General features: G+C 66.7%; 28 protein-coding genes. 12 read left to right on the forward strand and 16 right to left on the reverse strand.

Annotation, left to right across the window (positions count from 1 at the left end):
* The first annotated feature begins 18 nt into the window (after positions 1–18).
* Positions 19–147: a hypothetical protein gene (locus IH68_RS59255; protein WP_267883772.1), complete on the forward strand. Its 129-nt coding sequence runs from the start codon at positions 19–21 to the stop codon at positions 145–147.
* Positions 144–848 (forward strand): hypothetical protein, encoded by a 705-nt coding sequence (locus IH68_RS0138260; protein ID WP_030945004.1) that lies wholly within the window; start codon positions 144–146, stop codon positions 846–848. The genes IH68_RS59255 and IH68_RS0138260 overlap by 4 nt, the downstream gene beginning before the upstream one ends.
* 143 nt (positions 849–991) lie before the next feature.
* Here the strand turns inward: IH68_RS0138260 and IH68_RS0138265 are convergent, their stop codons facing one another.
* On the reverse strand, positions 992–1,399 hold the full coding sequence (locus IH68_RS0138265) for an ATP-binding protein (protein WP_030945007.1): 408 nt from the start codon (positions 1,397–1,399) through the stop codon (positions 992–994).
* A 235-nt stretch (positions 1,400–1,634) separates the two neighbouring features.
* On the opposite strand from IH68_RS0138265, the gene IH68_RS0138270 reads away from it, so the two are divergent.
* The gene (locus IH68_RS0138270; RefSeq protein ID WP_030945009.1) at positions 1,635–2,486 is read left to right on the forward strand and encodes a helix-turn-helix domain-containing protein; all 852 of its coding nucleotides are present in this window, start codon (positions 1,635–1,637) and stop codon (positions 2,484–2,486) included.
* An 8-nt stretch (positions 2,487–2,494) separates the two neighbouring features.
* The gene (locus IH68_RS0138275; protein WP_037885952.1) at positions 2,495–2,704 is read left to right on the forward strand and encodes a DUF397 domain-containing protein; all 210 of its coding nucleotides are present in this window, start codon (positions 2,495–2,497) and stop codon (positions 2,702–2,704) included.
* A gap of 198 nt (positions 2,705–2,902) precedes the next feature.
* On the opposite strand, the gene IH68_RS0138280 is transcribed toward IH68_RS0138275, so the two are convergent.
* Genes IH68_RS0138280 through IH68_RS0138300 form a run of 6 tightly spaced genes read right to left on the reverse strand, consistent with a single transcriptional unit; the run spans position 2,903 to position 6,485 of the window.
* The gene (locus IH68_RS0138280; RefSeq protein ID WP_159403793.1) at positions 2,903–3,478 is read right to left on the reverse strand and encodes a hypothetical protein; all 576 of its coding nucleotides are present in this window, start codon (positions 3,476–3,478) and stop codon (positions 2,903–2,905) included.
* A 6-nt stretch (positions 3,479–3,484) separates the two neighbouring features.
* Complete coding sequence (locus IH68_RS52065; RefSeq protein WP_159403794.1) at positions 3,485–4,141, reverse strand: hypothetical protein; 657 nt, start codon at positions 4,139–4,141, stop codon at positions 3,485–3,487.
* Between the two features lie 35 nt (positions 4,142–4,176).
* The gene (locus tag IH68_RS0138290) at positions 4,177–4,872 is read right to left on the reverse strand and encodes a hypothetical protein (RefSeq protein ID WP_159403795.1); all 696 of its coding nucleotides are present in this window, start codon (positions 4,870–4,872) and stop codon (positions 4,177–4,179) included.
* 43 nt (positions 4,873–4,915) lie between these two features.
* The gene (locus tag IH68_RS54130) at positions 4,916–5,383 is read right to left on the reverse strand and encodes a hypothetical protein (protein WP_159403796.1); all 468 of its coding nucleotides are present in this window, start codon (positions 5,381–5,383) and stop codon (positions 4,916–4,918) included.
* Complete coding sequence (locus IH68_RS50655) at positions 5,341–6,156, reverse strand: putative T7SS-secreted protein (protein ID WP_078912799.1); 816 nt, start codon at positions 6,154–6,156, stop codon at positions 5,341–5,343. Before IH68_RS50655 ends, IH68_RS54130 begins: the two co-directional genes overlap by 43 nt.
* Positions 6,156–6,485: a hypothetical protein gene (locus IH68_RS0138300; protein WP_030945019.1), complete on the reverse strand. Its 330-nt coding sequence runs from the start codon at positions 6,483–6,485 to the stop codon at positions 6,156–6,158. Before IH68_RS0138300 ends, IH68_RS50655 begins: the two co-directional genes overlap by 1 nt.
* Positions 6,486–7,254: 769 nt before the next feature.
* Between IH68_RS0138300 and IH68_RS0138310 the strand changes: the two genes are divergently transcribed.
* The 5 genes from IH68_RS0138310 (at position 7,255) to IH68_RS0138330 (ending at position 11,383) form a co-directional block, all read left to right on the forward strand.
* Positions 7,255–8,916, forward strand: coding sequence for an alpha/beta hydrolase (locus tag IH68_RS0138310; protein ID WP_063763579.1), 1,662 nt, complete (start codon positions 7,255–7,257; stop codon positions 8,914–8,916).
* A 58-nt stretch (positions 8,917–8,974) separates the two neighbouring features.
* A complete protein-coding gene (locus IH68_RS0138315) occupies positions 8,975–9,445 on the forward strand; it encodes a hypothetical protein (RefSeq protein WP_159403797.1) in 471 nt (156 codons plus the stop codon).
* A 59-nt stretch (positions 9,446–9,504) separates the two neighbouring features.
* Positions 9,505–10,017: a type VII secretion target gene (locus IH68_RS52070; protein ID WP_051833951.1), complete on the forward strand. Its 513-nt coding sequence runs from the start codon at positions 9,505–9,507 to the stop codon at positions 10,015–10,017.
* 76 nt (positions 10,018–10,093) lie between these two features.
* Complete coding sequence (locus IH68_RS0138325; protein ID WP_159403798.1) at positions 10,094–10,438, forward strand: hypothetical protein; 345 nt, start codon at positions 10,094–10,096, stop codon at positions 10,436–10,438.
* Between the two features lie 180 nt (positions 10,439–10,618).
* Positions 10,619–11,383 carry a hypothetical protein gene (locus IH68_RS0138330; protein WP_030945028.1) on the forward strand — a complete coding sequence of 255 codons (765 nt, stop codon included), beginning with the start codon at positions 10,619–10,621 and terminating at the stop codon, positions 11,381–11,383.
* 77 nt (positions 11,384–11,460) lie between these two features.
* Here the strand turns inward: IH68_RS0138330 and IH68_RS56680 are convergent, their stop codons facing one another.
* The 5 genes from IH68_RS56680 to IH68_RS0138355 form a co-directional block, all read right to left on the reverse strand.
* Entirely contained in the window at positions 11,461–11,736 is a 276-nt protein-coding gene (locus IH68_RS56680; RefSeq protein ID WP_159403799.1) for a hypothetical protein, read from the reverse strand.
* Entirely contained in the window at positions 11,733–12,851 is a 1,119-nt protein-coding gene (locus IH68_RS0138340) for a hypothetical protein (protein WP_030945031.1), read from the reverse strand. Before IH68_RS0138340 ends, IH68_RS56680 begins: the two co-directional genes overlap by 4 nt.
* Positions 12,852–12,869: 18 nt before the next feature.
* Complete coding sequence (locus tag IH68_RS56685) at positions 12,870–13,334, reverse strand: hypothetical protein (protein ID WP_037885929.1); 465 nt, start codon at positions 13,332–13,334, stop codon at positions 12,870–12,872.
* Positions 13,335–13,464: 130 nt separating this feature from the next.
* Positions 13,465–14,052 carry a hypothetical protein gene (locus tag IH68_RS0138350; protein ID WP_030945037.1) on the reverse strand — a complete coding sequence of 196 codons (588 nt, stop codon included), beginning with the start codon at positions 14,050–14,052 and terminating at the stop codon, positions 13,465–13,467.
* Between the two features lie 31 nt (positions 14,053–14,083).
* Positions 14,084–14,620 (reverse strand): hypothetical protein, encoded by a 537-nt coding sequence (locus IH68_RS0138355; protein WP_159403800.1) that lies wholly within the window; start codon positions 14,618–14,620, stop codon positions 14,084–14,086.
* Between the two features lie 168 nt (positions 14,621–14,788).
* Between IH68_RS0138355 and IH68_RS0138360 the strand changes: the two genes are divergently transcribed.
* From IH68_RS0138360 to IH68_RS0138370, 3 genes are all read left to right on the forward strand, one after another.
* Entirely contained in the window at positions 14,789–15,115 is a 327-nt protein-coding gene (locus IH68_RS0138360) for a hypothetical protein (protein WP_051833953.1), read from the forward strand.
* 20 nt (positions 15,116–15,135) lie between these two features.
* Positions 15,136–16,299: a hypothetical protein gene (locus IH68_RS52080; protein WP_063763580.1), complete on the forward strand. Its 1,164-nt coding sequence runs from the start codon at positions 15,136–15,138 to the stop codon at positions 16,297–16,299.
* Between the two features lie 67 nt (positions 16,300–16,366).
* Positions 16,367–16,756, forward strand: coding sequence for a hypothetical protein (locus IH68_RS0138370; RefSeq protein ID WP_037885930.1), 390 nt, complete (start codon positions 16,367–16,369; stop codon positions 16,754–16,756).
* 436 nt (positions 16,757–17,192) lie between these two features.
* On the opposite strand, the gene IH68_RS0138375 is transcribed toward IH68_RS0138370, so the two are convergent.
* From IH68_RS0138375 to IH68_RS0138390, 4 genes are all read right to left on the reverse strand, one after another.
* Positions 17,193–17,498 carry a hypothetical protein gene (locus IH68_RS0138375; RefSeq protein ID WP_030945053.1) on the reverse strand — a complete coding sequence of 102 codons (306 nt, stop codon included), beginning with the start codon at positions 17,496–17,498 and terminating at the stop codon, positions 17,193–17,195.
* Positions 17,499–17,649: 151 nt separating this feature from the next.
* Positions 17,650–18,396, reverse strand: coding sequence for a hypothetical protein (locus IH68_RS0138380; protein ID WP_030945056.1), 747 nt, complete (start codon positions 18,394–18,396; stop codon positions 17,650–17,652).
* Positions 18,397–18,766: 370 nt separating this feature from the next.
* Complete coding sequence (locus IH68_RS0138385; protein WP_078912800.1) at positions 18,767–20,983, reverse strand: SUKH-4 family immunity protein; 2,217 nt, start codon at positions 20,981–20,983, stop codon at positions 18,767–18,769.
* A 56-nt stretch (positions 20,984–21,039) separates the two neighbouring features.
* Positions 21,040–26,319 (reverse strand): toxin glutamine deamidase domain-containing protein, encoded by a 5,280-nt coding sequence (locus IH68_RS0138390; RefSeq protein ID WP_159403801.1) that lies wholly within the window; start codon positions 26,317–26,319, stop codon positions 21,040–21,042.
* Positions 26,320–26,390: the final 71 nt, after the last annotated feature.

Consider the following 26,390-nt stretch of genomic DNA (forward strand, 5'->3'; position numbering starts at 1 on the left):
TGTGGAGCCGACGGCCCGATGAGCGAGGTCACGGACGAGCTGAGCAAGGACCCCGCCATCGATGCCGTGGCCGGTCAGCTCGACGGCCGTAAGGATGAGGCGCCGTACCGTGTGCCGAAGGCACGGATCGAGGAGGACTTCGGATGAGCGCCGGCCAGCACGGCCCGACACAGGCCATCTTCGAGCCGGCTCTGCTCGGCGGCGGCTCCCATGTGCCATTGATCGCGCCGTGGCTGCAGCCGCACGAGCGACTGCTCGGGATCGTAAAGGTGAGGCTGAGCAATGTGATCCGCCGCTCCCTGCCCCGCAAGGTGCGGCCCGGCAAGCAGTGGACGGGCGCGCGGGGCGCAGCGGAGGGCGCCTTCGAAGGTGCCCTCTCGGTTGCGGATGCCTTCGAGTTCTTCGACTTCGGCATCATCCGCAGGATCCGACGCATCGTGCGCGGGGCCGGTCTCAAGGGCGGATGGCAGAGCGTGGCCGGCCGGTTCGTGATCGCTGTGCGCACCGGACCCGCCCCCTCGAGTAGCCGCTACGACAACGAACAGGCGCTGATGGTCTTCACCGACCGCAGGATCCTGCTGATGGACACGGTCTCCATCAGGAACAACAAGGTGCCCCTGTTCGGCAAGGTCCCGCCCGGCGAGCAGCTGAGCAGGAGGGAGGCCCGGTGTCTGGGCGAGATCCTGGCGGGACAGCTCCGGAGCGTCGCCAGCCGACACAATTGGCTCTCGGACCGCGTGGACCTCCACTTCGCCGACGGCTCCCTGGCTGCGCTCGAGCTGTCCGAGAAGGATGCCCGAGCTTTGGAGGTGCTGAGTCAGGGGATCGCGCCACCCCCGCGATCCTGATCTGACCGTTCAGCGGAAACGACGCGCCTTGATGCAGATGGCGCCCTGGTAGCCAGTGAAGATCTACCATCCTGAAGCCGCTGGTCACGGGGCTGGAGTGTGAGTCGTTGGTCGCACTTCTGCTGCTGAACCCGTGTCGTGGGTTAGGCGGCAGCAAGCTCGCACCACACGTACTTTCCCCGGTTGCCATTCCTGGACAGCGCCTGCCAGCCCCATACGTCGGCGCAGGCGCGGACCAGTGCGAGACCGCGGCCTTCCTCCGCGTCGACCAAGTCGCTCAGTTTCGACGGCGGTTCGGGCGGCTCGGGGGCGGCGTCCCAGGCGGCGATACGCAGGACACCGCTGCGCCACCGAAGGTGTAGGGCGGTGGGTCCCTTGGTGTGGCGTACGGCGTTGGAGACCAGCTCCGTCGCCAGCAACTCGGCGGTGTCCGTGAAGCGGATTAGGCCGTGCATTGTGAGGATCAGGCGGACGGTGCGGCGACAGACCGTGACGGCTCTCGGGTCGTTCGGGATGTAGAGGGAGTACTCCCAGGGTTCGGTTTTGGGCATGACGGAACTCCAGTCAGAGGAAGGGGAGTTGGCGGTTTCTGCGGGAAGGCGGGCGGTGGCAGTGCCGCAGCCGTCATGGCAGGACGAAGCGGTGCGCTTCCGTACCCCGCGGTTTCGAAGTGTGTGCGTTGCGATACTGACAGTAGGGTCCAATGTTGGAACATTGCAAGCTGTTGCCGTAATCTGACCTCCGAACCGGGCATCATTCCAAGGTCGTTGAGGCAAGGAGGCGCTAATGCCGCGGAGACGGCAGCCCACCGCGCGGCAGGCCCGACTGGGTACTGAACTCCTGAAACTGCGCGAGGCGGCGGGACTCAAAGGTCGCGAGGCCGCTGCCTTGCTCGGAACCGACGCGGCCCGGCTCAGTCAAATCGAGTCAGGTGTCGGGGGCGTAAGTGAAGACACCGTGCGTCGGCTTGCGGCCAACTACTCCTGTGCCGACACCGAGTTGATCGAAGCGCTCGTGGCCATGGCGACCGACCGGTCCCGAGGCTGGTGGGAGGAGTACCGAGGCGAACTCCCCAATGCGTTCCTGGATCTTGCCGAGTTGGAACATCACTGCTCGTATCGGCTGGACGTGGAGTTCTTGCACGTTCCTGGCCTTTTTCAGACACAGGACTACGCCCGCGCCGTCTTCTCCTACCGGGTCCCTGAACTGCCTGATGCCGACCTTGAGAGGAGGGTCCGCCATCGGATGGCACGCAAAGTGATCATCGAGGAGCCGGCGCCTGTCCCGTATGAAGGGGTGATCCATGAAGCGGCACTACGCATCAGGGTCGGCAACCGTGCAGAGGCAGGGGCTCAACTCGCCAGCATCCTCGAACTGTCCGAAGCGGACCACATCACGGTACGGGTCATCCCGTTCGACTTGGATGGATTCGCCGGGGCCACAAACTCAATGATGTACGTGGGTGGTGTCGTGCCGAAGCTGGACACGGTGGTGCGCGACGCGCCTCAAGGCGCCGGCTTCATCGACTCCGAAGCACAGCTCGGTGCTTTTCGAACGCTCTTCCGTAAAGTGGAGGCTGTGTCCCTCGATCCCCAGCGGTCGCGGGACTTCATCCATCGGCTGGCGAAGGAGCTGTGAGGCGCGCCGTGACCACCCCCGACAACTGGCGGAAGTCGTCCTACTCAGGAAGCGGCGACGGCAATAACTGCGTGGAGATAGCGAACCTCCCCTCGCGAGTTGCGATACGGGACTCGAAGGCCCGGGCCAGGGGGATGCTCTCCTTCCCGGCCGGAACCTTCACAGCGTTCATCAGCACCCTCAAAGCCGACACCGTTCGCGATACCGAAGCTCTGTAGCGTGCTAACGGCAAGTCCCCAGCGAGTCGGCTCTGCGATCACGGCGATCCAGCTCAGGATGCCCACGGGGATGGCGACGACTACGGCGTACCCCATTCTGTTGAGCCACCCTCTGCCTGCCTGAGGACTCCCGACGGTGGGACCCTGCCGCAGCTTGATCACTTGGTACGTGAGGCTACCGACGACGTGGTCGGCGATCTAGGAAGTAATCGACGCCACGAGGTTGGCGACAAAGCCCAGGATTCCCACAGCGATGCAGACGACGATTGCGCCGCCCACCCGATCGGCCGCCTTCTCGCGCCGCGAAGGCTTCCGGATCCGGTTCGGCTTGTTCGACTTGGGGGGCCTGATCGCCATGTATGCAAGCCAGCTGAGGATGGTCAGGGCAAATCCGACCTGCCACAACTCGCCCGCGACGCCACGGATCCCGGTCCGCTGAATAGTCTGCGGCTCCAGCCCTTGCCGCGCGTCGAACTCGGTGCCGTCCGGGTAGTCGTGCCCGGTGCCCTCGAGGTGCACATAGACGGCGTCGCCGGCGCTGCCGCCGTCCGGGGTGAAGTCTCCGTAGCAGTCGTAGTCGGACCGGTTACGGCGGTCGTTGGTGTCGTAGCAACTCGCCACCTTGTACGTGCCCGGGGTGCCGTAGACGCCCACGGAAAGGGCGAGGTCGGCGGTCGAGGTGACGGCCCAGAAAGCTGCGGCGAACGCGACGATGGTGCCGCAGATCCAGAGGAACACCCGGGTTACGGGACCGCGGGTACGAGAGTTGGTCATGCGGAGCTAGATGATCCTTCGGGTGAGGCCGGCGTCCTGAGCTCGGGTGGCGCGGTCGGGGGTCGCCAGCCTGCGGTCGTGCGCGGTCGTGTCCCAGTCGTCGGGCTGCATGAGGAAGAACGTTCCGGAGGCCGGCACGTAGCCGACCGCGCCGAAGGGCAGGTCACCCGCGACGTACACGCCGTTCTCGATGCCTTCGGGCCAGGGCTTGCGCCATGCGACGGACGGGGGGACCGGGTCCATCCGCATGAGCGGTGATTCCTGGCCGTCGGCGCCCAGCAGTGTGATGGTCATCTTCTTCGGGCGACCTCTTGTCGCCTCGGCAGCGTCCACCTTGGTGATCTGCGGCCAGAACGCATCGAAGGAGTACTGCGCCAGTGTCTTGCGGCAGCTGCGCGTGACGAGGATTGCGATCGGAATGCTCTTGAGCGAGTAGAGCAGACCCATGATGCCGATGAAGACGCACGGCCCCATGACGATGAACACCCAGGACAGGCCGGCGCGAGTCAGATCCGCACCCAGTGATGTCCCCCCGAACGCCATGATCGCGTAGATCCCGCCATTGCGGACAGCGACCCACCACGCCCGGCCGGTCAGCTTTCGTCGCAGCGCGATGGTGTCCAATGTGCCCGGTGCATGGGCACCTTGAGTGTTTTCCAGCACTAGTTCTCCTGCAGTCCGCCCCAGCCCGGCTGGCGCTATCCGAAGTCGTTCCGTATGGCGGCGGCGCCGCGCGTCAGCGCTTCTGGTTTCCGGTCCTCGTCGTCGGCTGTGGCGCGCGCGGGATCGGTGAAAGTCAGGGTGCGGGCAATCCCGAGCAGGATGTCCCGGTAGGCGTCGGCGGAGTCGAGATCCGGTGTCACCATTTGGAGCACGATGAGTTCCGGGGTGCTCGGTGCCGCTACCGCGACGGTGCCCTGCCAGATGTGAGTCGGGGCTGTGTTGCTCGCCTCCGGCTGCCGGGACGGCTGGGGGGCGGGGGGCCGCTTCTCGGAGAGAACGCCGAGACCGCACGGCAGCTCCAGCGGGCGGGTACCTTCTTCCCGGCCGTCCGCTGCATTACCCACGAGGCCGGCCATCACGAACTTCGAGCTGTTGCCCGCCGTCAACAGCGTCGACACGGTGAACACCGATGTCGTGAAACCGCCTGAGTCGTTGGGATGGACCCCTAGCGCGCACTCCTGCACACGGTTGGTGTTCAGCAGGCTGACGATGCCCGTATACAGGCGGAGTGCTCGGTCCGCATCGCCCCGTTCCGGCTCTGGCAGCCCACGGAGCTGGGTCACGAGTTCCATGAGCCGCTCAACAGGCGGATGGAGGTCCAGGGACACGTATCCGACGGGCAGCCTGTACCAGAAGGACGGCTTGCGGGTGCCCTGCGGTGCGGTGGTCACTTCACTCACGGTCATGCGGTGCCTTCATTCTCGCCGTGGTCTGTCACAGGAGCCCGAGCAATCCAGCGATGCCGTGCGCCGTCGCGGCGGCCTTCGTGCCCTCGGCGGTGTTGTGCTCGGTGCCGTCCTTGTTCACGGCGCCGAAGCTCTCCGCGGAGGAGATGGCGTTCGCGGCGACGTTGAGACCGTTCACCTTGATGTCCGTCATCAGCTTCAGTGAGTCCCTTGTGGATTCACCGGCAGCCCGCCAGGCGTCGTTGGCGTCGTCCAGCGCCGCGCGCCCGGTCCCGAAGAACCCGCCCTTCACGCCGGACCAGGTCTTCACTGCCATGTTGGCTCCGTCAGCCGCGCCTTCGAAGCCCTCCTTGGCGGCGAGGCCCAATGCCTTGCCGCCCGGGATGATGCCGACCGTGTCACCGGCGACGGACGCCCAGGCGGAGAAGATCTCCATTTTGCTGCCTTGGAACATCAAGTTCTTGCGGAAGTCCTCATCGAGCAGGTTCTTGCCCATGGACACCGCGCTCGCCACAAGCGCGATGGGCGCCATGAACGGAGCCAGCGGGGGAAAGAGAGCGAGCAGTCCGGCAATTGCGCCGATCGTGCCCGCGTGCTCCGCCAGGAGTTCCCGACCGACACGAGAACGTCGCCGACGCTCTCCCAGAAGCCCTTGTCCGGGGCCTTCTCCGCCGTGCTTTCGAGCGCCTTGGCGATGATCTCGGCGTCGTGGGAGTGCTCGGACTCCAGCTCCTTGATTTTGCGGTTGAGCGCCTCGTACTCGTTGTTGGCCTTGGTGAGGGCCGTGCTTGCCTCGTTCAGGTCCCGCTCGGCGGAACGGAGCCGTGCGGTCGCGTTGTCGGCCTCCTCCTGGGAGGGGAAGGTCTGGTCGGCGAGCTTGAGGTCCGGGTGCTGGGCGGCTTGGTCGTACGCGTTCTTGGCCTTGGCGGCCGCGGCCTCCTTCTCGGCCGACTCGTCGTCGTACTTCTTGGCCAGCTCTCGGTTGGAGGTCAACTGGCCGTCCCAGTTGTGCAGTTGGGTCGCGGCGGAACGCAGAGCCGAGGCAGCCTTCTTGAGGTACTTCGGCAGGTCGCCCTCGAGGTTCTCGCGGAACTTCTCCGCCGCGTCGCCCTCCCAGTAGCTGCTCTCGGCGGTGAGCTTGGTCAGCTGCCGGTGGGTGTTCTCGAGGGCCGTCGCGGCCGCGGCCGCCTTCTCCTGCAGCTTCGCGACCTCGGCTGGGATGCCCGGTACGGGGTTCCAGCCGATGTTGGGATACGGGTTCGCGGCCATTACTTACCGCCTCCGGCGCCACCCGAGGTGCTCTTGTCCGCGATCTGCTTGAGGGCCTTCTCCAGGGCCTCCTCGACCTCTTCGTAACCCTGCTTGTTGGCGTTCACGCCCTCTTTGATCTCGTCGATCAGTTCCTTGGTCTTGTCGGACCCGTACTTCCAGTCGTCCTGGAACTTGTCACAGGCCTCGTCCAGCCGGGGAGTGCCGATCTGGTCGGCACGCACGTGGTCGAGGGCGGACCGAGCCTCGTTCAGCTCGTCGACGCATCTCTCCAGACTCGCCAGGAACTGTTCGAGCTGCCCGATGTCCGTCTTGAAGTGGTCCCCCATGGGCCGGTGTCTCCCCGCTCGGCTCTGGACGCATGTGGCCCGGGCGACTCGACTGATCACCCAGGCCTCCTCGGCACCATACATGGTTTGCTCAAGCGATGGTCAAATCTGCTTGTCGTATGGTGCGTGCAGGTAAAGAGTGCCCGTCGGGTAGGGGGTCTTTGTCGGAGCAGGTGGCGTTCGGGGCGAGGTTGTCGTGGACCAGGGTCCTGGGTGGTTGAACTGCGCCGGGCCCGAGCTGGTAGCCCGGCTTGCACCGTCGACCGATTTCGGGTCCTCAGCGCAGCGGTACACCCCCGAATCCCCATGCCAAGCACGGCAGTTCATGGAGGGCCTTGGCGCCGGGTGCGGCCAGCCCTGGCCGAAACGCCGATGTCGGCGATCCCTGACTCGCCTGTAACTGGCCCGTATAGCATGATCGTTCGCTTGTGCGATGAGCGATGACGTCTGCGAAATCTACGAAGGGGCTGGCGTGGGCGCTGAGGCGCTTGAGTGACCTTCGAGTCTTGGTCGCTGCTCGCCGCGACACGGTCAACGCCCTCCTCGAAGGCAACGCTGGTTGCATCACCCCAACGGACCCGGCCTCGAGCACCACGTCACCTCATCGACCGGACCAGGGAAACAGGCCTTGTCCCGTCGATGAACCCCTCGGCTATTCTGAGCGCCTCGAACTCATGAGTGAGCAGGAGCAACGGGGGTTGCCATATGTCCACTGGAGTGGACTCGTCATGCCCTGAGGGGCAGTTGAGCCGGTCCGGCAGGAGCCGATATGGCTTCTGACTTCTCTCGGCTGATGAAGCAGGACTTCTCCGACCTCGAAGCTGCGGCCAAGTCGTGGCGCGAGCTGTCGACGACCATGGACTCCCTCACCGACCGGCACCGTCGGCAGGTCACCGGACCCCTGCATGCTTCCTGGAAGGGCGACGACGCCGACGCGGCGCTCTTCTATTTGGAGGACGTCGAGTCGCGGATCGGTGTGGTCGAGACGGAGGCGATGGCTGTCGCCGAGGTCCTGGACACCACGAAGTCCTGGATGGAGGCGGCCCAGACGGAGCTCCGCAACGCGGTGCGGCGGGCGGAGGAGGACCATTTCGAGGTCGACGGCGACGGCTGGGTCAGCGACCCGACGGCTGCCGGCCTGCCGCACCAGGACCCCGACGCACAGCAGATCATCGCCGATCGAAGCGGCCTGCTGGGCGAGCACCGTGCGGCTATCGACACGGCTCTGGCCGACGCGCAGAAGGCCAGCAACGACGGTGCGAAGGCCCTTGCGGAGCTGAACGGGGACATCCTCACCGACCCGTTCAACGATGACGCTGCGGCCGAGTCCTCCCAGGACGTCAGGAACGCCATGAAGGCCATCGGCGTACAGGGTCCGCAGGTCCCCGAGAACGACCCGAAGGCCGCCGCCGAGTGGTGGAAGGCCCTCAGCCCCGAGGAGCGTCAGACCTACACCACGCTCTACCCGAAGGAGATCGGCGCGACCGACGGTCTGCCGTCGGACGTACGCGACGATGCGAATCGCACGGCCCTCGCTCAGGAGCTCAATATGGCCGAGGCGGGCAACTACGCCGAATCTTTCCCCGGTGACAGCGTGGAGACGGTCAACCAGCGTCTGAACAACATGCTGGTGCTCAACGAGCAGCTCGAAAAGGCGGATGGCGCGCCCAAGGGCAAGGAGCTGTACCTGCTTGGCTACGACTCCAAGGACGACGGCCGGGCCATCATCGCCATGGGTAACCCCGACACCGCCGCGCACACCGGGGTCTTGGTACCGGGTACCAATACGGAGATGACAGGTGTGCCTGGCCAACTCGACCGCATCGACAAGCTGCAATCGGCGGCCCAGCAGCAGTCCAAGGGCGAGAGCGTCGCGATGATCACCTGGCTCGGTTACGACGCCCCCGAGGCCAAGCTGACCGACTTCGACAGCGTCGGCGGGAGAGGGCGGGCCGAGGACGCCGCTCCGGACCTGCGCCAGTTCGTGGCGGGCACGCACGCGTCACATGATGGGTCGCCGAGCCACACGACTGTTATCGGGCACAGCTACGGCACCACGGTGGTCGGCGCGGCCGCAGCTGGCGGCAATGGACTGAGCGCGGACGATGTCGTGGCGGTCGGCAGTCCGGGCATGACGGTGGACCATGCGGCCGATCTGCAGATGGATCCGGAGCACGTGTGGATCGCCACGGCTGAGGATGACGGCATTGCTAACAACACCGCCGGTTACACCCTTGGCCGTAACCCCATGACGGGAGTGTTCGGTGGCAACAACATCGAGGTCGACACGCATGGACACAGCGGTTACTGGGACAAGGGGAGCGAATCGCTGGCCAATCAAGGGGCGATCATCGCGGGGAAGCAGCCTGCGGAGATTCCAAAAGAGAATCCCGGTATGGAAGGGCAGCCTGATTTTGTCCCCGGTGGGTAAGCGCCCGCTTCGCGCGGTGATCGCAGTTTCTGTCGCCCTGCTCCTGACTGGAGGTTGCATGTCTCAAAGCGAGGATCCGAACGCCCCGCTGCCTCGGATGGCGAAGGACGCCGCTTTGCAGTGGGCCAAGGACTACACCGCCTACATGGCTCGGCTCACCGATGTCGAACTCGCCCCCTCCACGGCCAAGGTGCACTTCGAGGCGTGCATAGGGGAGAACGATGAGGTCGCTGAAGACGGGCGGTACAGCCTCTTCTACTACGTCAACTCACCGGCCCCCGTCACGGAACACACACGTGTGGCGAGGACGCTCCGCCGGGAGCTGTCCCAGCAGGGTTACGAGGTGACCTCGTATCGGGAGTTCAAGAGCGCCTATGCATCGATGATCTTCAGGGCTCGCAACAAGAACAACTCCTACATGGTCACGGCCGACACCGTCGGTTCGGGCAAGACGGAGCCACAAGAACTCTCCTTTGCCGTACGCACCCCTTGCATGCTCCCACCCGGCGTCAAGCAGCAGCACTTCTGAACGTCCGAGTAGCACCGACCTGTGTAGCACCGACCGAGAAGACCCGAGAGGAACCGGACGTGTCCCAGCGCACCGACGTCGACCCGGCCGAGCTCCGCGCCTCCGCCGGGGCGTGCGACGGCATAGCCCGAGCCATGAAGGGTCCCGCCGACAAGGCGGTCAGGGAGGCCGGCACAGCGGGGACCTCGCTCGCAGGCTGGTCGATGGGACCCGCTCTGACGGAGATCGCCAACAGCTGGAAGCCCGCGCTCGACGGCCTGCACGCCCGTGTCCAGGCCGGCGGCGACAACCTCAGGGCGTCCGCTGACGGCCATGAATGGAACGACGAACGGGTCTCCCAGGACTTCGAGAAGACCGGCACAGACACCTCGACGCAGGCCACCCCCGGTGAGATGCCCGCGGTGCTGCGCCCGAGCGGAAGCCATCCCGTCGGGCACCCGGACTTCGACCCCGGCGGCCATCCGCCCGTCGGTGCGGCACCCGACCCGCGCACCTCCTACGGCACAAACATGCCGACGTACGACGAGACCATCAGCACCCGCCCCACGCCGGCCACGGACGACTTCGGCTGACGCGTACGCGTGTGGGCCGTGTATCGCTGAGGTCCGTGAACACGGGCCGGCGGTGACCAGATGCCATTCTGCATGTATGAACCCTCTCGCCGATGCCCAGGATCAGCTTGCCTGGCTGGGGGAGCGTGAGGTGGAGACGGAGTTTGTCGTCGAAGAGGTGGAGCTCCTCTGCCGGGCCTCCGAAGGGCTGGCGGAGCGCGGAGTCTTCGAACCCACGAATCTGCACGATCTTCAGGTCATCGGCCGTCGCCTCGGTGGAATCGATGCCTCCTGCCGCGCCGAGCTCTGGGCCAAAGCCCTGGCCACCGATCCGGCATGGGATGAAGTACGTCCTCTTGCCCGCCGGTTTCTCCTCGTGACGCTGGGCGACTGGCGTCAGCCCCTGCCACGGCCAGCACCCCTGCGCAGCGGCGACAACTGAGTACGCCCAGGCACCTGTGTAGCCGGAGTGATGCGCCCGCCGATCGAGGTCGAGGCGTGAAGGCCCGGAGGGGATTTGGTCGATAAGTCCGCTGATATGGCGCTTAGTTGGAGTCCTTGGACAGGCCTTTGCTTAGATGATCAAGCACGTTTGCACGCAATCAATAATCACGGGGTTTTCATGCACACGTCTGTCGTGTCCCTCCGGCGCGCCGCCGCCGCGCTCGCCTGCTCCGCGGCGATGGTGTCGCTCGCGGCCTGCAACAGCGGCGACACCGATGCCGTCGGGTCCGCAGGTGGCTCCACGCCCTCGAAGAGCACAGAGGCCAGTCCTGCTGCCCAGCCGAACGGCATCGAGAAGCTCTCCGCCAAGGAGATCTACGACTCGGGCCACAAGACCAACGCCGGCGCCGGCTCCTTCCGGGAGCAGATGACGCGGGGAGACACCAAGACCGATCTGCTGCTCTCCGCCACGGAATGCGTCGGCACCGTCAAGATGTCGAAGGGCACCTTCCAGATCATTCGCAAGGGCAACGACGTCTGGGCGAAGCCGGATTCGGCAATCGTCAAGGAGTTCAACTCCGAACTCGGCAGCAACACACTCTCTGCTGACAAGTGGCTCCACGGTACGCCGAGCAACCCGCTCATGAAGGGCTTCGCCAGCTGGTGCCACCAGGAGCAGTTCACCGCCCCTGACACGCTCGACGCCGGCAACAAGGTGACCAAGGGCAAGGTCACCACGGTGGACGGGCAGCAGGCGGTGCCGGTGATCATGACGGCGAAGGGGGAGTCGGTCACGTGGTACGTGGCGGCCACGGGCAAGCCGTACTACTTCAAGCAGGACAGCAGCCGTGAGGACATGCAGGACATGGTGTACTCCGACTTCGGCAAGCCGGTAGGCGCGCAGGTGCCCTCCGGGCCGGTCGCAGAGGCGCCGAAGGAGTAGTCCCCGTTACGCAGTCGGCGGCCCGGCGGGCAGTTGCCCGTCGGGCCGAACCATGTCGGGGCCCTCTCGTCGAGGACTCAGGGCGCGCATGTTCCCGACTCGGCCGCACACTGCCAGTCCGAGAAGCCGTCCTCGGGGTGGCGGACGGCATGGTCGAACTCGATGAAGTCCCGAACCACGATGAAGGTCAGCACGACGGCCACAACCCCCACCAGCACCAGCCAGATCCACAGCACAGACCTCATCGCCCGGCGGCGGCCGGGAGCCTGCTCGGGCGCTCGGTCCCGGACCTCGTCCCGGAGATCGTCCCGGCTCCGGCGACTGCCGCTGTTGGGTGCATGTTGCCCGGTCATGCGCAGGACGTCATCTCGTCAGAAGTGCCACGGACGTTGAAGTCCTGTGCCAGACCGACTGTGTTGAGATGTGCGATGTCGGCCTGTTCCATTTCCTGCCCGCCTCCGCCGACGTCGCTGCGGTGCTCGCTGGGGATGCCCCAGTCGTAACGCTTCTGGACCTCGACGCGGTACGTGACCTCCCCGTTGTGGACGTAGCCGGTGACCCGGTACTGGAAGTGGTTCAGGGCGTAGTACCAGTCCGAACTGCTGTGGCCGTCCTTGGGGTTGGGCGCGGTGCTCTGCCACTCGGTGGTGAAGGGGCCGTCCGGGCGGCCGTGGACGTCGGTGCGCATGGTCTTGTCGAGGTCCTTCTGGAAGGCCGGGACCTGGTCCAAGAGGGTCTGCGGGTCGACCTCGACGTCTGTGCCGCTGGCGTCCAGGTAGTGCTGGATCAGGCCGGCGGCGTTGGGGTAGTCGTAGTAGGGGCTGGCGAAGGCCGCGCCGACGTTGTTGAGCTTGTTGCGGATCTCGTGGTCCCTGGGGTCCGGTTCCGCGATGTTGAACCTGCGGTTCTCGCTCTCGAAGTTGTGGATCGTGCCGAAGGCGATTCTCAGCCGCCGGGCCAGCCACTCGTCGTCCTCGGTCGCCTCGTCGAGGACCCTCTTGAGCCGCTTCTGAAGGTCGTCGGCAATGTGCTGGTGCTCTTCGTAGTTCCTGTGCACGTCCGGGTCGTCGGGGTCGTCGACGACGCACATCTCGATCTGGCCGTCGGCGCTGATCGTCATGCCGTTCTCCAGCGCCTGCTGCTGGATCCCCTGGGCCTTGAGCTGGTGCTCCCGCAGGCCCTTGGCCCCGCCGGTGCCCTTGGTGCCGTCGGCCTCCGTGTCGACGTAGTCGCGCAGCGCTCTGACTTCCTTGTCCAGGGCGTCGATGTCCGTCTGGATCAGGTCGCAGTACGCCTGTGCCCGTTCGCCCGCCTTGCCCTGCCAGTGGTCCTGGTGGAGCTGTTTGACCACGCCGTCGTGGAACTCCGTACGGGCGTCCTTGATCTTGCGGTGGATGGCGTTCCAGCTGTCGCTGAACGTCTCCAGCGCGTTCACGTCGAGCTCCATGAGCTGATGGAAGGTGACCACGATGCTGCTTCCTCCGGCTCAGCGGAACGGGTTCGGGGCGTGTGGGTCGGCGAACTGCGAGGCGGTCGCGACCTCGTTGCGGTCGTACGCGTCCGCGCTGTCGCGGAAGTTCTGCGCGGCCGTGTCCAGGCGGCCCGTGACGAGCGTGAGCAGGAGCTCCCAGCGGCTCTGCATCTCGTCGATGCTGTCGACGAACGACCAGCCGGTTGCCCCCTTCGCCAGGTCGCGGAAGGAGTCCTCGGCCGCCCCGTCGGTCTTGCGGAGCAACTCGGAAGTGGTGTCGCAGTCGTTGGCCCTGCCCCGCAGGAACGACGAGCTGACGCCTACGTCCGGGTCACCGCCCCAGACCGGCGGCGCGGCCGGCGGAGGCGTGGGCGGAGGGCCCGGAGAGGGTGAGGGTGTCGGCTCGGGCTGCGGTGCAGCGGTCGTAACCGGTGCCGAGACCTGGGCATACGCCAGCCTCGGATCGACTGCTTGGCTCATCGCCGTCTCCTCCAGAACCGGTCGCCCGGCTCTCACCCCGTACAGAAGGAACGTTCTTGGTCAGCGTAGGGCAGCCGTTACTTGATGTGCCACCGTCATCTCTCTGCGCCCACCTCGGCCGGGCCCTCCGTCACGTGAAGAACACCACCAACAGGCTGACCACGAGGCCGAGTACGCCCACCCCGACCGTCACCAGGGTGGTGCGGAACAGGCGCTGGCTCTCGCCCTGTCCGTAGGGGAAGCCGGTGACTGCGCAGAACAGGCCGATGGCCAGGGCGATCAGGGCTCCGAATCCCCAGGCGCAGCCGACGGCGATGGCGCGGGCCCAGCCGTGGTCCTGCATGTACGAGGTGTCGCTCGTCCGGCGGGCCTCGATGACGTGGCCCCGGGTGTACAGGGCGTCGCTCTTGAGCTCGGCGTTGAGGTCCTTGCCGGTGCCGTCGTCGGAGGTGAAGGTGCCGTAGCACCACCTGGTCTTGGTCTTCTTCCGCGAGCTCGAACTGCTCGACGAACTCCGGTACTTGTACTCGACGGTGCAGGTCTGGACGGTGAGCTTGCCCGGGGTGGACGTGGCGTAGGTGTAGGGGCCGAGGTAGGCGCCGAGGGCCAGGAGGACGAGTCCTACGAGGACCAGTCCTGCGCCGATGAGACGGCCACGGCCTGCCCGATCTCCCGGTGCGGCGGCGTTCGTCGCGGCGTTCCCGTGTACTTGTGTCATTGGGGTTCCTCAGGAGGGATACGGGCGGGCGTTACAGGGCGAGCGCGCAGACGAGCGCCGCCAGGGCGCCCAGGGCGAATACGCCGCCGAGGACGGGGCCGGTGACGCGCGCCGCCGGCAGACGCTGCCAGGAGTCCGAGAGCGCGGGGCCGTTGCGGGCGCCGAAACCGGTGAGGAGGCAGAAGATGCCGAAAGCCACCAGGGCGAGGCAGAACGCGAGAATTGCGGCGTCTTTTCCTGGCGCCCGGTCCTCGGGCAGCTCGAAGGTGTCGTCCGCTTGTACGACGGGGATTTTCGCGCCGGTCTCGAAACGCGAAGAGGTGTTCACCACGACGTCCTGGTAACTGGCCCTGCCGTCCTGCGCGGTCCAGTTTCCGGTGCAGCTGAACTCGAGCTGTGTCGTACGCCTGTGCGTGCCGTAGTGGGTCCTCGTGTGTGTTTCGCATGAAGAAACCGTGAGGGTTCCTTTGGTGCCGTCACCGGCAAGTTCACTGCGCAGTTCCGGAATGGTCACCACGGCGACGACCACGGCCACGAGGAGCAGCCCCAAACCGACGAGTCTTCCCACCCAAAGGCTGCCTGTGCTGCCGTAACGCGGCTGTGTTGTCACCACTGTTGGTCGTCCCCCTGGGAAGCTCGATGATCTTGACTGGAGGTTTGCCGGGTCGTGCGCGAGGAGTCTAAGGTATCCGCCTGTCGTCCTATATGAATGCGCCAAGCGGTACGGGGGAGAGTAATGGCGTTCGACGCCTTTGATGTGGACACCGACGTACTCCGCAGGCAGGGAGTGAACTTCGCCGAACTCGGAGGCGATTTCACGAAGGCCTCCAAGCGGCTCCAGGACGCCCTTGAAGGGCTTGGAGAGCCGTGGGCGGACGCGGATTTCGGGGAGATCTTCGGGCAGGTCTACACGCCGGTTCGCGACGGAATCTTCACATCGATGGACAGCCTGGGGAAGCGGCTGGAGAAGATCGGGCACAACCTGCAGGACATGGCGCATAACTACGACGAATCGGAATCGTCGAACTATGTTCTGATGGACGGGATTTCGGGCCAACTCTAATTAAATTCGGGGATATTGGCATGTCGCTCACACTGCCCAGCGAGCTTGTCTGGGTGCTCGATCTCCTCGGCTACAGCTGGCCCGAGGCCGACGAACAGGCACTGCACGACGTCGCCGAGGCCTGGCGCGCCTTCGGCAAGGATCTCGAAACGATCCAGACGGAGGGCGATGGATTCGCCCGCACCGTCCTGGCGAGCAACGCCGGTACGGCCGTTGACGAATTCACCAAGGGCTGGGGCGCCTATACGGGCACCAACGGTCAGGACAGCTACATCCCGGACGCGAAGACCGCGTGCGAGGTGATCGCCCTCGCCTTCGACGCGGCCGCGATCGCCGTCCTCACGGCGAAGTTGGCCGTGATCGCGCAACTCATCGCCCTGGCCGTGGAGATCATCGCGGCGCAGGCGGCGGCACCCTTCACCTTCGGACTGTCCGAGGTCGGCGCGCTGGGTGCGACCCAGGCCGCGCGGGTGATCGTCCGGGAGCTGCTCAACAAGCTCAAGACCGAGGTCATGCAGGCGATCACGAAGGCCATGGAGCACGCCACCATGGACGCCCTCAAGAAGATCGCCAAGGAGCAGCTCGAGAAGATCACCAAGGAGAAGGTCAAGCAGTTCGCGAAGGACAAGATCAAGGAAGAGGCGAAGCAGTTCGTCCAGGAGAAGGTGGTGGACGCGGCCAAGGAGAAGGCCAAGGAAGCCGCCGTCGGAATGGCGCAGAACATCGCCCAGCAGAGCATCGAGGCCCACTTCGACGAGCGGTCCGGCATCGACCTCGGAGAGACGACGGACGTCGCCAAGAAGGCGGGTAGCGAATACCTGGACGGCCTCAAGAACGAGGTCAAGGGCGGCGATGGATCGACCCTCGCCGGCTACACGGACGTGCAGGGGCACGTGGACAACGCCGTGGACCAGGCGACGGAGAAGGTCACCGGGGCGGTCGGGAACCGCGTACAGCACGGTGTCGACGCGCTGTCCGGACATGGTGGCGACTCCGGGGAGTCCGGCGGGGCTGCGGACAGCTCCTCCGAGGCGGCGGGCTCCGGTTCCGCGGCGGGCTCCGGGTCCGCGCACGGCACGCAGGCGTCGTCCAACAGAACCGCGGCGTCCGCGGCTACGGCGCGCTCCGGCTCCTCGCACGGCTCGGGGGGCGCGCAGGACTGGGCTCGAAGCGAGTTCGGCTGACGCCCTTCACTGCCGTGCGCACCACCGACAGCGAACAACAAGAACGACAGGAAGGACGGCAGCACCCATGACCGCGGACCGGGAGATCCAGGACGAGGAACTCATGGGGATCGCCCAGGACCCCGAACAGGCCCTTCGACTGCGCCGTTCCCTGCGCACCATCGCCGGCGCGAACTCGCTCGACCCGGCCCTGCGCGAGATGGCGAGTGAGGTGCTGAGCGGACGCGTCGACGTCAAGGACGCTTTCCAGGACCCTCGTTACACCGAGGCCGTCTACCAGCGGCTCCACGAGATGCGCCGGGCAGCCGACGACCAGACGTACGCGGAACGCCAGCAGTCCAAGGGCCAGTTCGCGGACTGGGATGCGCGGCAGCAGGCCGAACTGGACCGCGAGCGCGCCGAGCGGGACGCGCCCGTGCACGGTTCCGTCGAGGGGAAGCGGTCGGCTCAGCGCTGAGCCGTGGCCGCTCGGTCGTGAAGCAGGGTCAGCCCCGAGCGGTCCTGCCCGCCGGAAGGATCCGGTTCGTACACCCAGTACGGGGCGGCGAGTTGTACCAGCAGTAGGACGGGATGAGCCAGGCGCTCGCCATGGCGGTGCGCTCCTGCCGTACCGCTCCCGGCCGCTGCCCGCGTCGGTGTGTCCCTGCGGCGCAGTGCCGGCAGGAGCAGTAAAGCCGTCGGCGCGCAGACCGGGGCGGCCCCAGGCGGTGACGTATGTCCGCGTCGACGGGCCCAGATGCCGGCAGTTCTGGAAAGTGTCGCCGTCGAAGGAGACGCGGGCCGCCGGCAGTGCCGCCGACGTGTGGACCAGGGTGGGCACCAGCAGGGACCAGCGGCGCCAGGCGAGGGCGGGGGCCTGCGCGGGGCGGGCGTGGGTGCTCATGAGTACCGGTTCAGGCCATGCTGCGGAGTGCCAGCAGCACGGCAAGGCTCCCCAGAGAGCACGCAAAGGAGAGCACCAAGTACTTGGAACTGCGGCTGCGATAGCTGCGCACGGCCTGCCATGTGCCGGCGGCGCTGACCACGGCCAGAACTCCGCTCACCACACGCATGGCAATGGAGACGCCCGGCAGAACTGTGGTCAAGGCGACGTTGATCGCCATCATGAAGCTGAGGAAGCCGGCGAGCGTCGCCGCGTTGCGCCAGATGCGAGTTTGCTGTCGTGCCCGGCTGTCGTCACCCATGTCGTTCATCAGCATGGGCGGCAGGCTATGCGATCACCGGATCGGCATGGCCGGAGGAAGTCCGGACTTCAGCGCGAGGATCCGTGCGTACGCTCCCGGTGGCCCCTGCGAGTCTCGGTGACAGCCCTGCCTTCCACTGAGGCAGGGCGGCACAGCGGCGGACCGGTCACGCCTGGCGGCGCTGGTTACCGATGAGGTAGGCGATGCCCCAGGCGGCGGCTGCGGCGAGCACGAGGCCGAGCGGGGAGGTCCAGTCGACTCCGCCGCTGGCTTCGTCGTTCCACCAGGCCTTGGCCGGGAGGAAGGGGTTGTATTCCAGCATGTTCTTGATCCCGTAGAACCCCTCCTGCTTGGCGATGTACATCGGGAGGGAGTTGGCCCAGCCGAAGAAGGCGCCGAGCGCGGCGATGACGGCTCCGCAGATCCGGGCGCCGCTGCTGCGGTGACCCACCTTGCCGATCAAGGCGCCGACGATCGCTCCGTTGAGGAGCGCGTGGGCGAAGTAGAGGGTGGTGGACGTGGCGAACGTCAAGTGCTCGCCGACGACCACGATGAGACCGCTGAAGAGCAGCGAGACGACGAAGGACACCAACAACCCGAGGAACACCGCGCCGGCGGGGTTACCGCTCGCGTTCGGCTGCTGCCCGAACGGAGGTCCCTGGAACGGCGGTGCGGGCTGCATCGGGTACATCGGCGGCTGCGCCTGGGGGACGGGCTGCGGTCCGCCGGACATCGGAGGCTGCCCGAGTACGGGCGGCGGCCCGGCCTGCATCGGGGGCTGCAGGGGAGACGGCGGCCCGAACCCCGGTGCCTGCTGCGGCGGGGCGGGCTGGTTGTACGGGTTGGGGTAGTTCTGGGGTGACTGTGGAGGCTGCGGTGGCTGCGGCGGCGGTTGGAACGGCGGCTGGCTCATGATTCCCCGTGGAGGCAATGGAGGTAACTGGCAGAAGCAGCAAGCTATCAGTGAGATCAGGAGGGGGACGGTGGAGCTGGAGCGGGCTGCGTGAAGGACGTTGAGCCGAGGGGCGACACAGCTGGAAGCCGTTCACGCCCGGTTCGGAGATGCCTGCGCCGTGGCGGTTACACCGCTGGGCAGGCCACCCCCGGACAGGGTGCCGTCGGGCGACGTCCCGCAAGTGCCGCCTGCTTCCCCGGCGTTCAAGTCCTACGGGCTGCGCGCCGTGGTGCCCAGTACGTCCGCGTCCGTCTCAAGCACCGCGATGCCGTGGCGGTCCTCAACGGGAAGCGGTGAACCATGACGGACGAGCCGATCACCCGGCGGCTCAGTCCGTCTCCTGGAAGTCGGCCATCCACGTGCCCGAAGCGGTGCCCGGTTCGTCGATGCTGGACAGCGAGAGCTCCAAGTCGTTCCTGATCGCCTCACGTTCATGCCTGCTGCCCGCCGATGCCAGCATGCACCGGGAGACGGCATAGTGCTGGAGCAGATCGATGAACGATGCAAGACTGCCGGCGATCAACTCGGCTTGGCCGCCTCCTTCTTCGGAGTTCCCCTCTTCATCGAGGCCGTCATCCTCCAGGTCCTCGAATTCGTCTTCGTCGTCGTAGTCGTAGTCGGCATTGCTCGAAAGGCCATCGGAGAGCAGAAAGACCCGGCCCGTGGAACCGTGGAGAACAACCTCTCCGCCGCCCCACACACCCAGCCTGTAGTACGTCCCCTGCAGGACACCGGCGGGGAGACTTTCGGTATCCAGCTGAGGCAAGCCGTGTTCGTCCAGAGCCGCAAGCATCATCTCGACGCCTTCGAAAGCAGGCAGGCCGACAACGGTGAGGAAACGGCGTGCCTCCGCATCTGTGAGACCGTCTGGAAGTCTCTCGGCAGGCAGGCGACGCACGACGCCCGGTTCGAAGAGGTCGGGGTCGTAGGTACCTCGGGGTGGTGCCGTTCTGTCCTGCAGAGCACAGACGAAGTTGCCGTCATCGAACATCGGCTCACCGTGAACTCTACTGAGCACAGGCGTTTCCTCGGAGCCGGTGGACTCGACAGCGAAGATGCCGCCGAGGCCGGTGACCACGGTGAGAGCGCCTACAGTTACCCGCTCAGAGAGAAAAGCAGCGCCCAAGGAGTCGTACTCGGTCAGGTCGACCCATGTGGGGGTGACATCACGGTCGGTGTCGGGCAGCCAGAGCGGCTCGTGCATTCCGGGCGCGGGCACAGAGCCTGGCCAGGGACCTGCAAGTGCCTCACCGCTCTCGGCATCCCATACGCGGTACCGCCGGTCCCAGTCACCCTGGGCGACCACTGCCGTTCGCCCGGGGCAGTAGTCATCGGGAGCAATGGTGAGACCGCTCAGTGGGCCGGGCCGGATGAAAGCGGCGCTCATGCCACCCGGTGGCCGCCAGTGTGCCCAGCGCACCCGCCACGGAAGTTGCTGTCCGGAAGCAGCGATGTCGGTTGCAGTCTCCTGGTCGCCGCGCACTGTACTCATGAGGTGGAGCCAGGACGCCCATTCGCCCTGCGGCAGGGAATCGACGCCGGACATCCACAGATTGACCGCATCTCCAGCGGGGGAGTCGTAATCGATCCGGTAGCCGTCGTCGCAATGGGCTGCGTCGATCAGGGCGACCTGGTCGAGGTGGGCCACGAGACGACCGGAGCGCTGTACGGAATCGAACTGGCCGGCCTGCACAGCGTGCATGGCCAGCCCCTGCGCCAGATATCGGCCCGTTGCGTCTGACGGAGGCTGGCTCCGTAGCCACTCGACGAATGTCACGTTGACCGCATGAAGGACTTCGGGTTCAGTGCTGCGCCGGAAGGCTTCCGCGATGCGTTCGTCGCTGAAGGAGATCCGGTCGTCGGCATCTGTCTCGAGCAGGTTCCTTGCGGCCTGCAGGGCAGTGGTCACATCGACGGGTCGGCCCGTCTGTGATTCCAGGGCGTGGGCAAGTGCCCTCCAGACGGTCAGTGGGACATGGCGCACTTCGGCCAGAGCGAGGGCTCGCAACGCCTCGGTGGCAGCGTCGCCGAGCTGGTTCTCCGGCGCCTTCCTTTCCTTGGCCGACTGGAGGGTCACCACCCGGTTCCTGTGCCATCTCCTGACGTCGGGCAGGTCCCGTTCGATCAGGACCTTCACCTGGCCGGCCACGGCCAGGTCGACTGCGAAGCGGTGCACCATCCGATCAGGTTCAGAGGAGCGCCGGGTGCGGCCTGCGCGCTGGGCGTTGGCGATGACGACCAAGTTGCCCACGAAGGACGATTTTCGCAGAGCGTGACCCCAGTCGGCGCGGCGCTCATCTGGCACATTCAGCCCCGCTGCCCCCATGACTTCCGCGATGAGGTCTTCCGAGGTCAGGCCGGTGGCATCCAGGAAGATCGCGTGGGGAGCAGCCTCGTTCAGCCGGCGCAGTGTCCGGGTCCGCCCCGAGTCCGGGGGGCCGGCCAGTTCGGCGACTCCGCGAGTCTCGTCTCGCTGCCACTCCGTCAGTTCGGCCAGGGCCTGTTCCGGCGATACAGGTGACGGGTTGGGCATCTCAGGACTCATGGCTGACCCTGCTGACTTTCAGTGAGGTGTCTCGCATTACGGACATTGCGACCACTCTAGAGACTCGGGGCGATTGTCTTCCACAGGTCTCTGACCTTATTGACTCGTTCCTTGATCTCTTGGTCGCGTTCCTTCTCGGCGGGAGTGGACGGGAACGCATTCCCGATCTGGCGGTCGATGTCACTCTTCACCTGTTTGGGAAGGGGCTGTCTTGGGCCCAGGCCGAGTTCACCCCTGCGTTGTTCCTGTAGTTGCTTCCTCAGATCCGCTCGTTGTTCATCCACCGCCTGGTCGGCCCGGTAAGTGGTGCTGTAGTAGACCGGAACGCCGGCCAGTTGTTTGCCCAGCAGGTCCGAACAGTTGGCGCTCTTCAGTCCGCCCTTCTTGTCACCGCATGGCTCGCGTTCGGTGTACAAGGACGTGATCGTGTATTCGTGCCCGGTTTGCTTGTAAGCCTTGTTGACGTCGTCGATCCAGTCGGCGAGATGTCGTTCCGAGTGCAGTCCGGTAACGCCCTTCCGATTCGGAAACGAGGAGTCCGTCACATACTCGACCGTTCCGTCGTTCCGCTGGATCTCCACGACTGCAAAATTGCGTTGGGTCAGATCCGGCTTGTGCTTCGTTGGGTTACCGAAACTCTCCATCAGGGCTCTGACGGGCTGGCCGATCCTCTTGTGCTTGGCCACGCCTTCGGATCCCTGGCCGTTGTCCATCGGATTGCTGTTCACGCCGTACTGTTCGTGAGCCGAGTGGCTGAGGCGGGCCAGTGTGGAGATGACCAGCATTCTTTCGCCGCGGTTCAGGGACGAGAATCCCGGCAGAACCTTGTTCAGTCCTTCTGCTGTGAAGGTCCTGGGCCGGTCTGGAGACGTATTCGGGTCCTGGTCCTGGCCGGACGCAACTCGCAGGACATGGGCGAGCTGTCCGTTCTTCGCCCATTCCTGCAGCTGATGGTCGACCTCGTCGTGCTGCAACCGGAATACAGGATTGGTTTCCCGAACTCTCACCTGTGCGTCGTCCGGCGGCAGGCCGCTCCGCAGGGTGGTGCTGTCACCTGGCTCACGTTCCAGGCGTGGATGTGAGTCGTCCGGATGAGGTTCGAAGCCTGCCTTCTTCTCCTTTGCCCCTGAACCGTCGCCGTCGTCCGACTCCTTGCCATCGCTGTCTTTGCCGTGCTGTTGCTGACCAGCCGGGTCGGCCGGTAGCCGCCGATCCCCACGATCCGTGGTGTCTGTTTCCGGGTTGGTCCTGGGGTCGTGCGGGGTGCCCGCCTCGGGCCGGGTGGGAGTCGTGGAGCTGCCCGGGGTGCCGTTGTCCGCGGGGTCGGGTGCGAGGTGGGCGGGCGACTGCCGCGGTTCCGGAGAGTCATCGGTCCGGGACGGACTCTGCGTCGTCGTCGGCTGCTCGGATGCCTTGTCGGGGATGTGGCTCTGCTCGTCGGGGTGGGTCGCCTCGTTCTGGTGCGACTGCTGGTGCGGGTTGGTCGGTGTCTCGGCCGGGGTCGGGCGGTTCTGTGCCGAGGGGGTCTCGCGGGACTGCTCCGGTTGTTGCTGACGGCCCGTGTTGCTGTCGTCCGGGGAAGGCTGTCGGCCTTCCGGAGTGTCCTGGGACGGCTTGTGGCCGTCATGCGTGCTGTCCCGTTCGGACGGGCTGTCGCTCTCGCCCTCGAGTCCGCCGTTCTCGTTTGCGCGCTCGCCGACCGTCGGGTCCGGCGCCGTGTTCTTCGGATCCGGCGACGTGTTGGGTTCTGCCGTCGACGGCTTAGTGGGGTCCGCGTTGTTCGATGCGTCTGGTGTCGCCTGGTCCGCCGACTTGGGGGAGTTGTCCCCTGATTCGGTGTCGTCGCCCTGCTTCGGGGTGTCGCCCGAGACGTCGTTCTGGGCGTTCTGGCCGTTCTCCGGTTGCTCGTTGCTCTCGGAGTTCTCCGGCTGGGACGCGTCGTTGGTCTCGGCCTGCGTCGCGTCGTCGTGGCTCTCGGAGTCCTGCGTGTGGGGCTGCGAGGTGTCTATCGGGTGGCCGTTGGCGTCCAACGGGATGTGCCAGACGTGGGTGGCCTGGTCGATGTGGAGGGGAGCGTGGCTGACCTCTCCGCTCTGGGTGTCGACCCAGACGATGTTGCCGTTGTGATTGACGACGTTGAAGGCGTGGCCGCCGCCACCGGGCCAGTCGACCTGGACGATCGCCGCGGAGCCGGGGCCGGCCTGCTGAAGGGTGGAGGCGATGTTGTTGGCGGTGTCGGGGTTGTTGCCCGGGCCGGCGTAGGTGTGGGCGGCACCGGCCCAGCGGATCTGGTTGTCGTTCGCGTTGTGCTCGGGGGACCAGAGGTTCGGCTTGCCATGTTCGTCGAGGTCGAGCGTGCGCGGTGCCGAGACCTGGGGATTGCCGTACCAGGTCTCCAGAAACGACCGGGAGCAGTCCGCGCAGTTGTTGCTGCGGCCGGGGACGGTGCTGCCGCCGTCGTTCTGCAGCTGGGACCAGTTGCCGAACGGGTCCGGGTGGCGCTGCGGGGTGCCGTCCTCGTTGCGCGGGACGGCGTTGTCCAGCGCTTGCTGGTCGGCGGGGTCGGGTTCGGTGAGGCCGCCCGGGTAGTGGTCCAGGTCGGAGCGGATGTCCTGCAGGCTGTCCTGCTGCGGGTGTTGCTGGTGACTGGGGTCGCCGGGCGTGGCCTGGGGCGAGCCCGGCGCATGGGGCGTGGCACTTCCCGACGCATGGGACGGCGACGCCGAGGCGCCCGGGACGCGGATGGGAGTGTGGACCGGGACCGGGGTCACCTGGTGCTGCTGTTGCTGGGGGTTGTTCGGCGCGGTGTTCTGCGACGGCCCGTTGGGGTGTGCGGCCGGCTGCTGCGGGGCGTTGGGGGTGTTCGGGGTGTTCGGCGTGCCACCCGCCGGCTGCGACGGCCTGTTGGGAGTCGAGCCGGTGCCGGTGTTCGACCCCGGCTGGTTCTGGGTGCCGGACGTACCGGGTGTGCCCTGCGTGGTGGGGCTGTTGCCCGACGAGCTCGTACGGCCGCTCGGCGTCGACGAGTTCGAGGTGCCGTCGCTCGGTGTCGAGTTGCGGTCCGAACCGGAGCCGGTCGATGTGGAGGGCGTCGACGTGGAGGTGCCGGTGGACGGCGAGGTGGTCCTCGGGGTCGACGACGGGTTCTGGTTCGAGGTGCCGGTGTTCGAGTTCTGGCCCGGGATGTTGGTACGAGTGCTGCCGGTCGGGTCCGTGGTGCTGCGGGGCGTGGTGCTGTCGCCGGGCCTCGTGCCGGGGGTGTTGCGAGGCGTGGTGCCGTCGCCCGGCGTGGTGTTGCGGGGCGTGGTGCCGTCGCCCGGCCTGGTACCAGGGGTGTCGCGGGAGGTCGTACCGTCGCCCGGCGTGCTCCTCGGCGTCGTACCGTCACCCGGCGTCGAGCTCCCGGGCGTGCGCTGGGTCGGTATCCGTCCGTCCGGCGTGCCAGGAGTCCGCCCGTCCGAAGGGCCAGGAGTACGGCCGTCCGGAGTACCGGGAACGCGCCCGTCACCCGTACCGGAAACACGGATCCCCGCTCCACCGGCAACGCGACCATCCGCCGTCGCTGATGCCGACGCGGTCGTGGTGCTCCGCGGCGTCGAAGGCGACGTCGGACTCGGCGTGGAGGCCGGCCCCGACCCCGTGGGGGACGTCGTACCGGACGTTGTGGCTGAAGTGGTCCTCGCCGCCGCGGAGTTGGGCGTAGGACTGCTAGGGCTCCCCCCGGACGACGTGCTGCTGCCGGACGTGCCCCCGCTGTGATGCGAGCCGCCGCCCATCCCACCCGCCGTAGAGGGCGCCACGGGCGACGTAGGCATGCCGGACCCACCGTCGGCCCGGCCCCCGCCCCCGCCGCTGGAGGACGGATCACCGGTCGTCGGAGAGGGTGTGGGCGCCGCGTTGGTGTGGGTGGGGGTGCTGGCGGCCAGGCTGTCGATGTTGGTGCTTATTCCGCCGTGGCCGCCCGTCGACGGCGACGGAGAAGTCCCCCCTGACGGAGCGGAGGCCGACACGGAATGCACGGTCGGCGAGGCAATGCCGGACACCGGAGAGCCGCCGCCGGAGTGGGACGGACCGGAGGCACTCGGACCGTCGGACGCGCCCCCGGAGTCCGAGCCACCGGACGACGCTCCGCTGGGCGAGGGATCGTCGAAGTCGGACAGCGTCGGACCCGAGTGGGAGAGCGTCGGCCTCGACGCCCCGGAGTCGGCCCCGGCCCCCGAGTCGGAGCCCGATCCGGAGTCCGAGCCCGGCCCCGCTCCGAGATCCGGCGCGCCGATGCCGTTGCCGCCGGTGTCGGCGGATATGCCGCCGCCGATGTTCACTCCGGTGTTGCTGCCCGCCCGGGTCGACGCCGAGGAATCAGACCCCGACGAGTCGGAGCCGTTGGAGTGGGAGCTGGAGTCGGAGCTGGACGAAGACGAGTCGGAGGAGGAACTGGAGGACGAATCGGAAGACGAATCTGAACTCCCCTCACCGTCCGATGAGTTGGAGCCCCTGTCACCGTCGGAAGCGTTGGAGTCCCCGTCGCCATCGGACGAGTCGGAGTCGCCGTCTCCATCCCCGTGCCCGCCCTCAGAACCCCCGCCATGACCGTCGATCCGGCTGTCGATGGCATGGTGCGCGCGGTGCCCGGCCTTCTCGCCCAGGCTGTCGCGGACGCCCTCGGCGAGGGTCTGCGGGGTCTGCTTGATGGCGTCCCAGGCGCTGTCGGCGCCGGCCTTGACGGTCGCGCCGAGGTCGTAGCCCTCCTGGGCGCCGAAGCCGACGTTCACCGTCTGGCGGATCAGGTCGGTGATGATCGCCTCGATCATCGAGATCGCGGGCTCCTTCATCGCCTCGACGATCGCGTTGAGCAGCGCCTCCTTGAGCTCGTCGAGGAGGCGGCGCACGATCAGCCGGGTGACCTGGGTCGCCCCCAGCGCGCCGACCTCGGAGAGGCCGAAGGTGAAGGGCGCGGCGGCCTGGGCGGCGGCGATCTCGATGGCCAGGGCGATCAGCTGGGCGATCACCGCCCACTTCGCGAGCTCGACGATGTAGGCGCAGGCCTCCATCACGTTCGCGATGAGGTAGGCGGCCTGGGCGGCGTTGCCCAGGTAGCCGTCGCCGCCTCCGCCGTCGAACTTCTTGTAGGTCTTCGTGAACGCGTCGATCGACTCGCCGGCGTTGTGCGCGACCACCTGGCCGGCGCTGAGGTTCGCCGTGGTGTGCAGCTCGGTGACGTCGTCGCCGAACTTCCGCCACAGCTTGGCCGAGTCCTTGAGTTTGTCCTCGTCCGCCGTCGGCCAGTTGTAGCCGAGCATCTCGAGAACCCACTCGAGCTCGTCCGGCAGCATCATCGACACAGCAGAAAGCACCCCCGTCAGACGACACGGCCGTACAACTCCCTCATCCGTCAAGGGAAGTCACG

Source organism: Streptomyces sp. NRRL S-646 (genome assembly GCF_000720765.1).
Classification (GTDB): Bacteria; Actinomycetota; Actinomycetes; order Streptomycetales; family Streptomycetaceae; genus Streptomyces.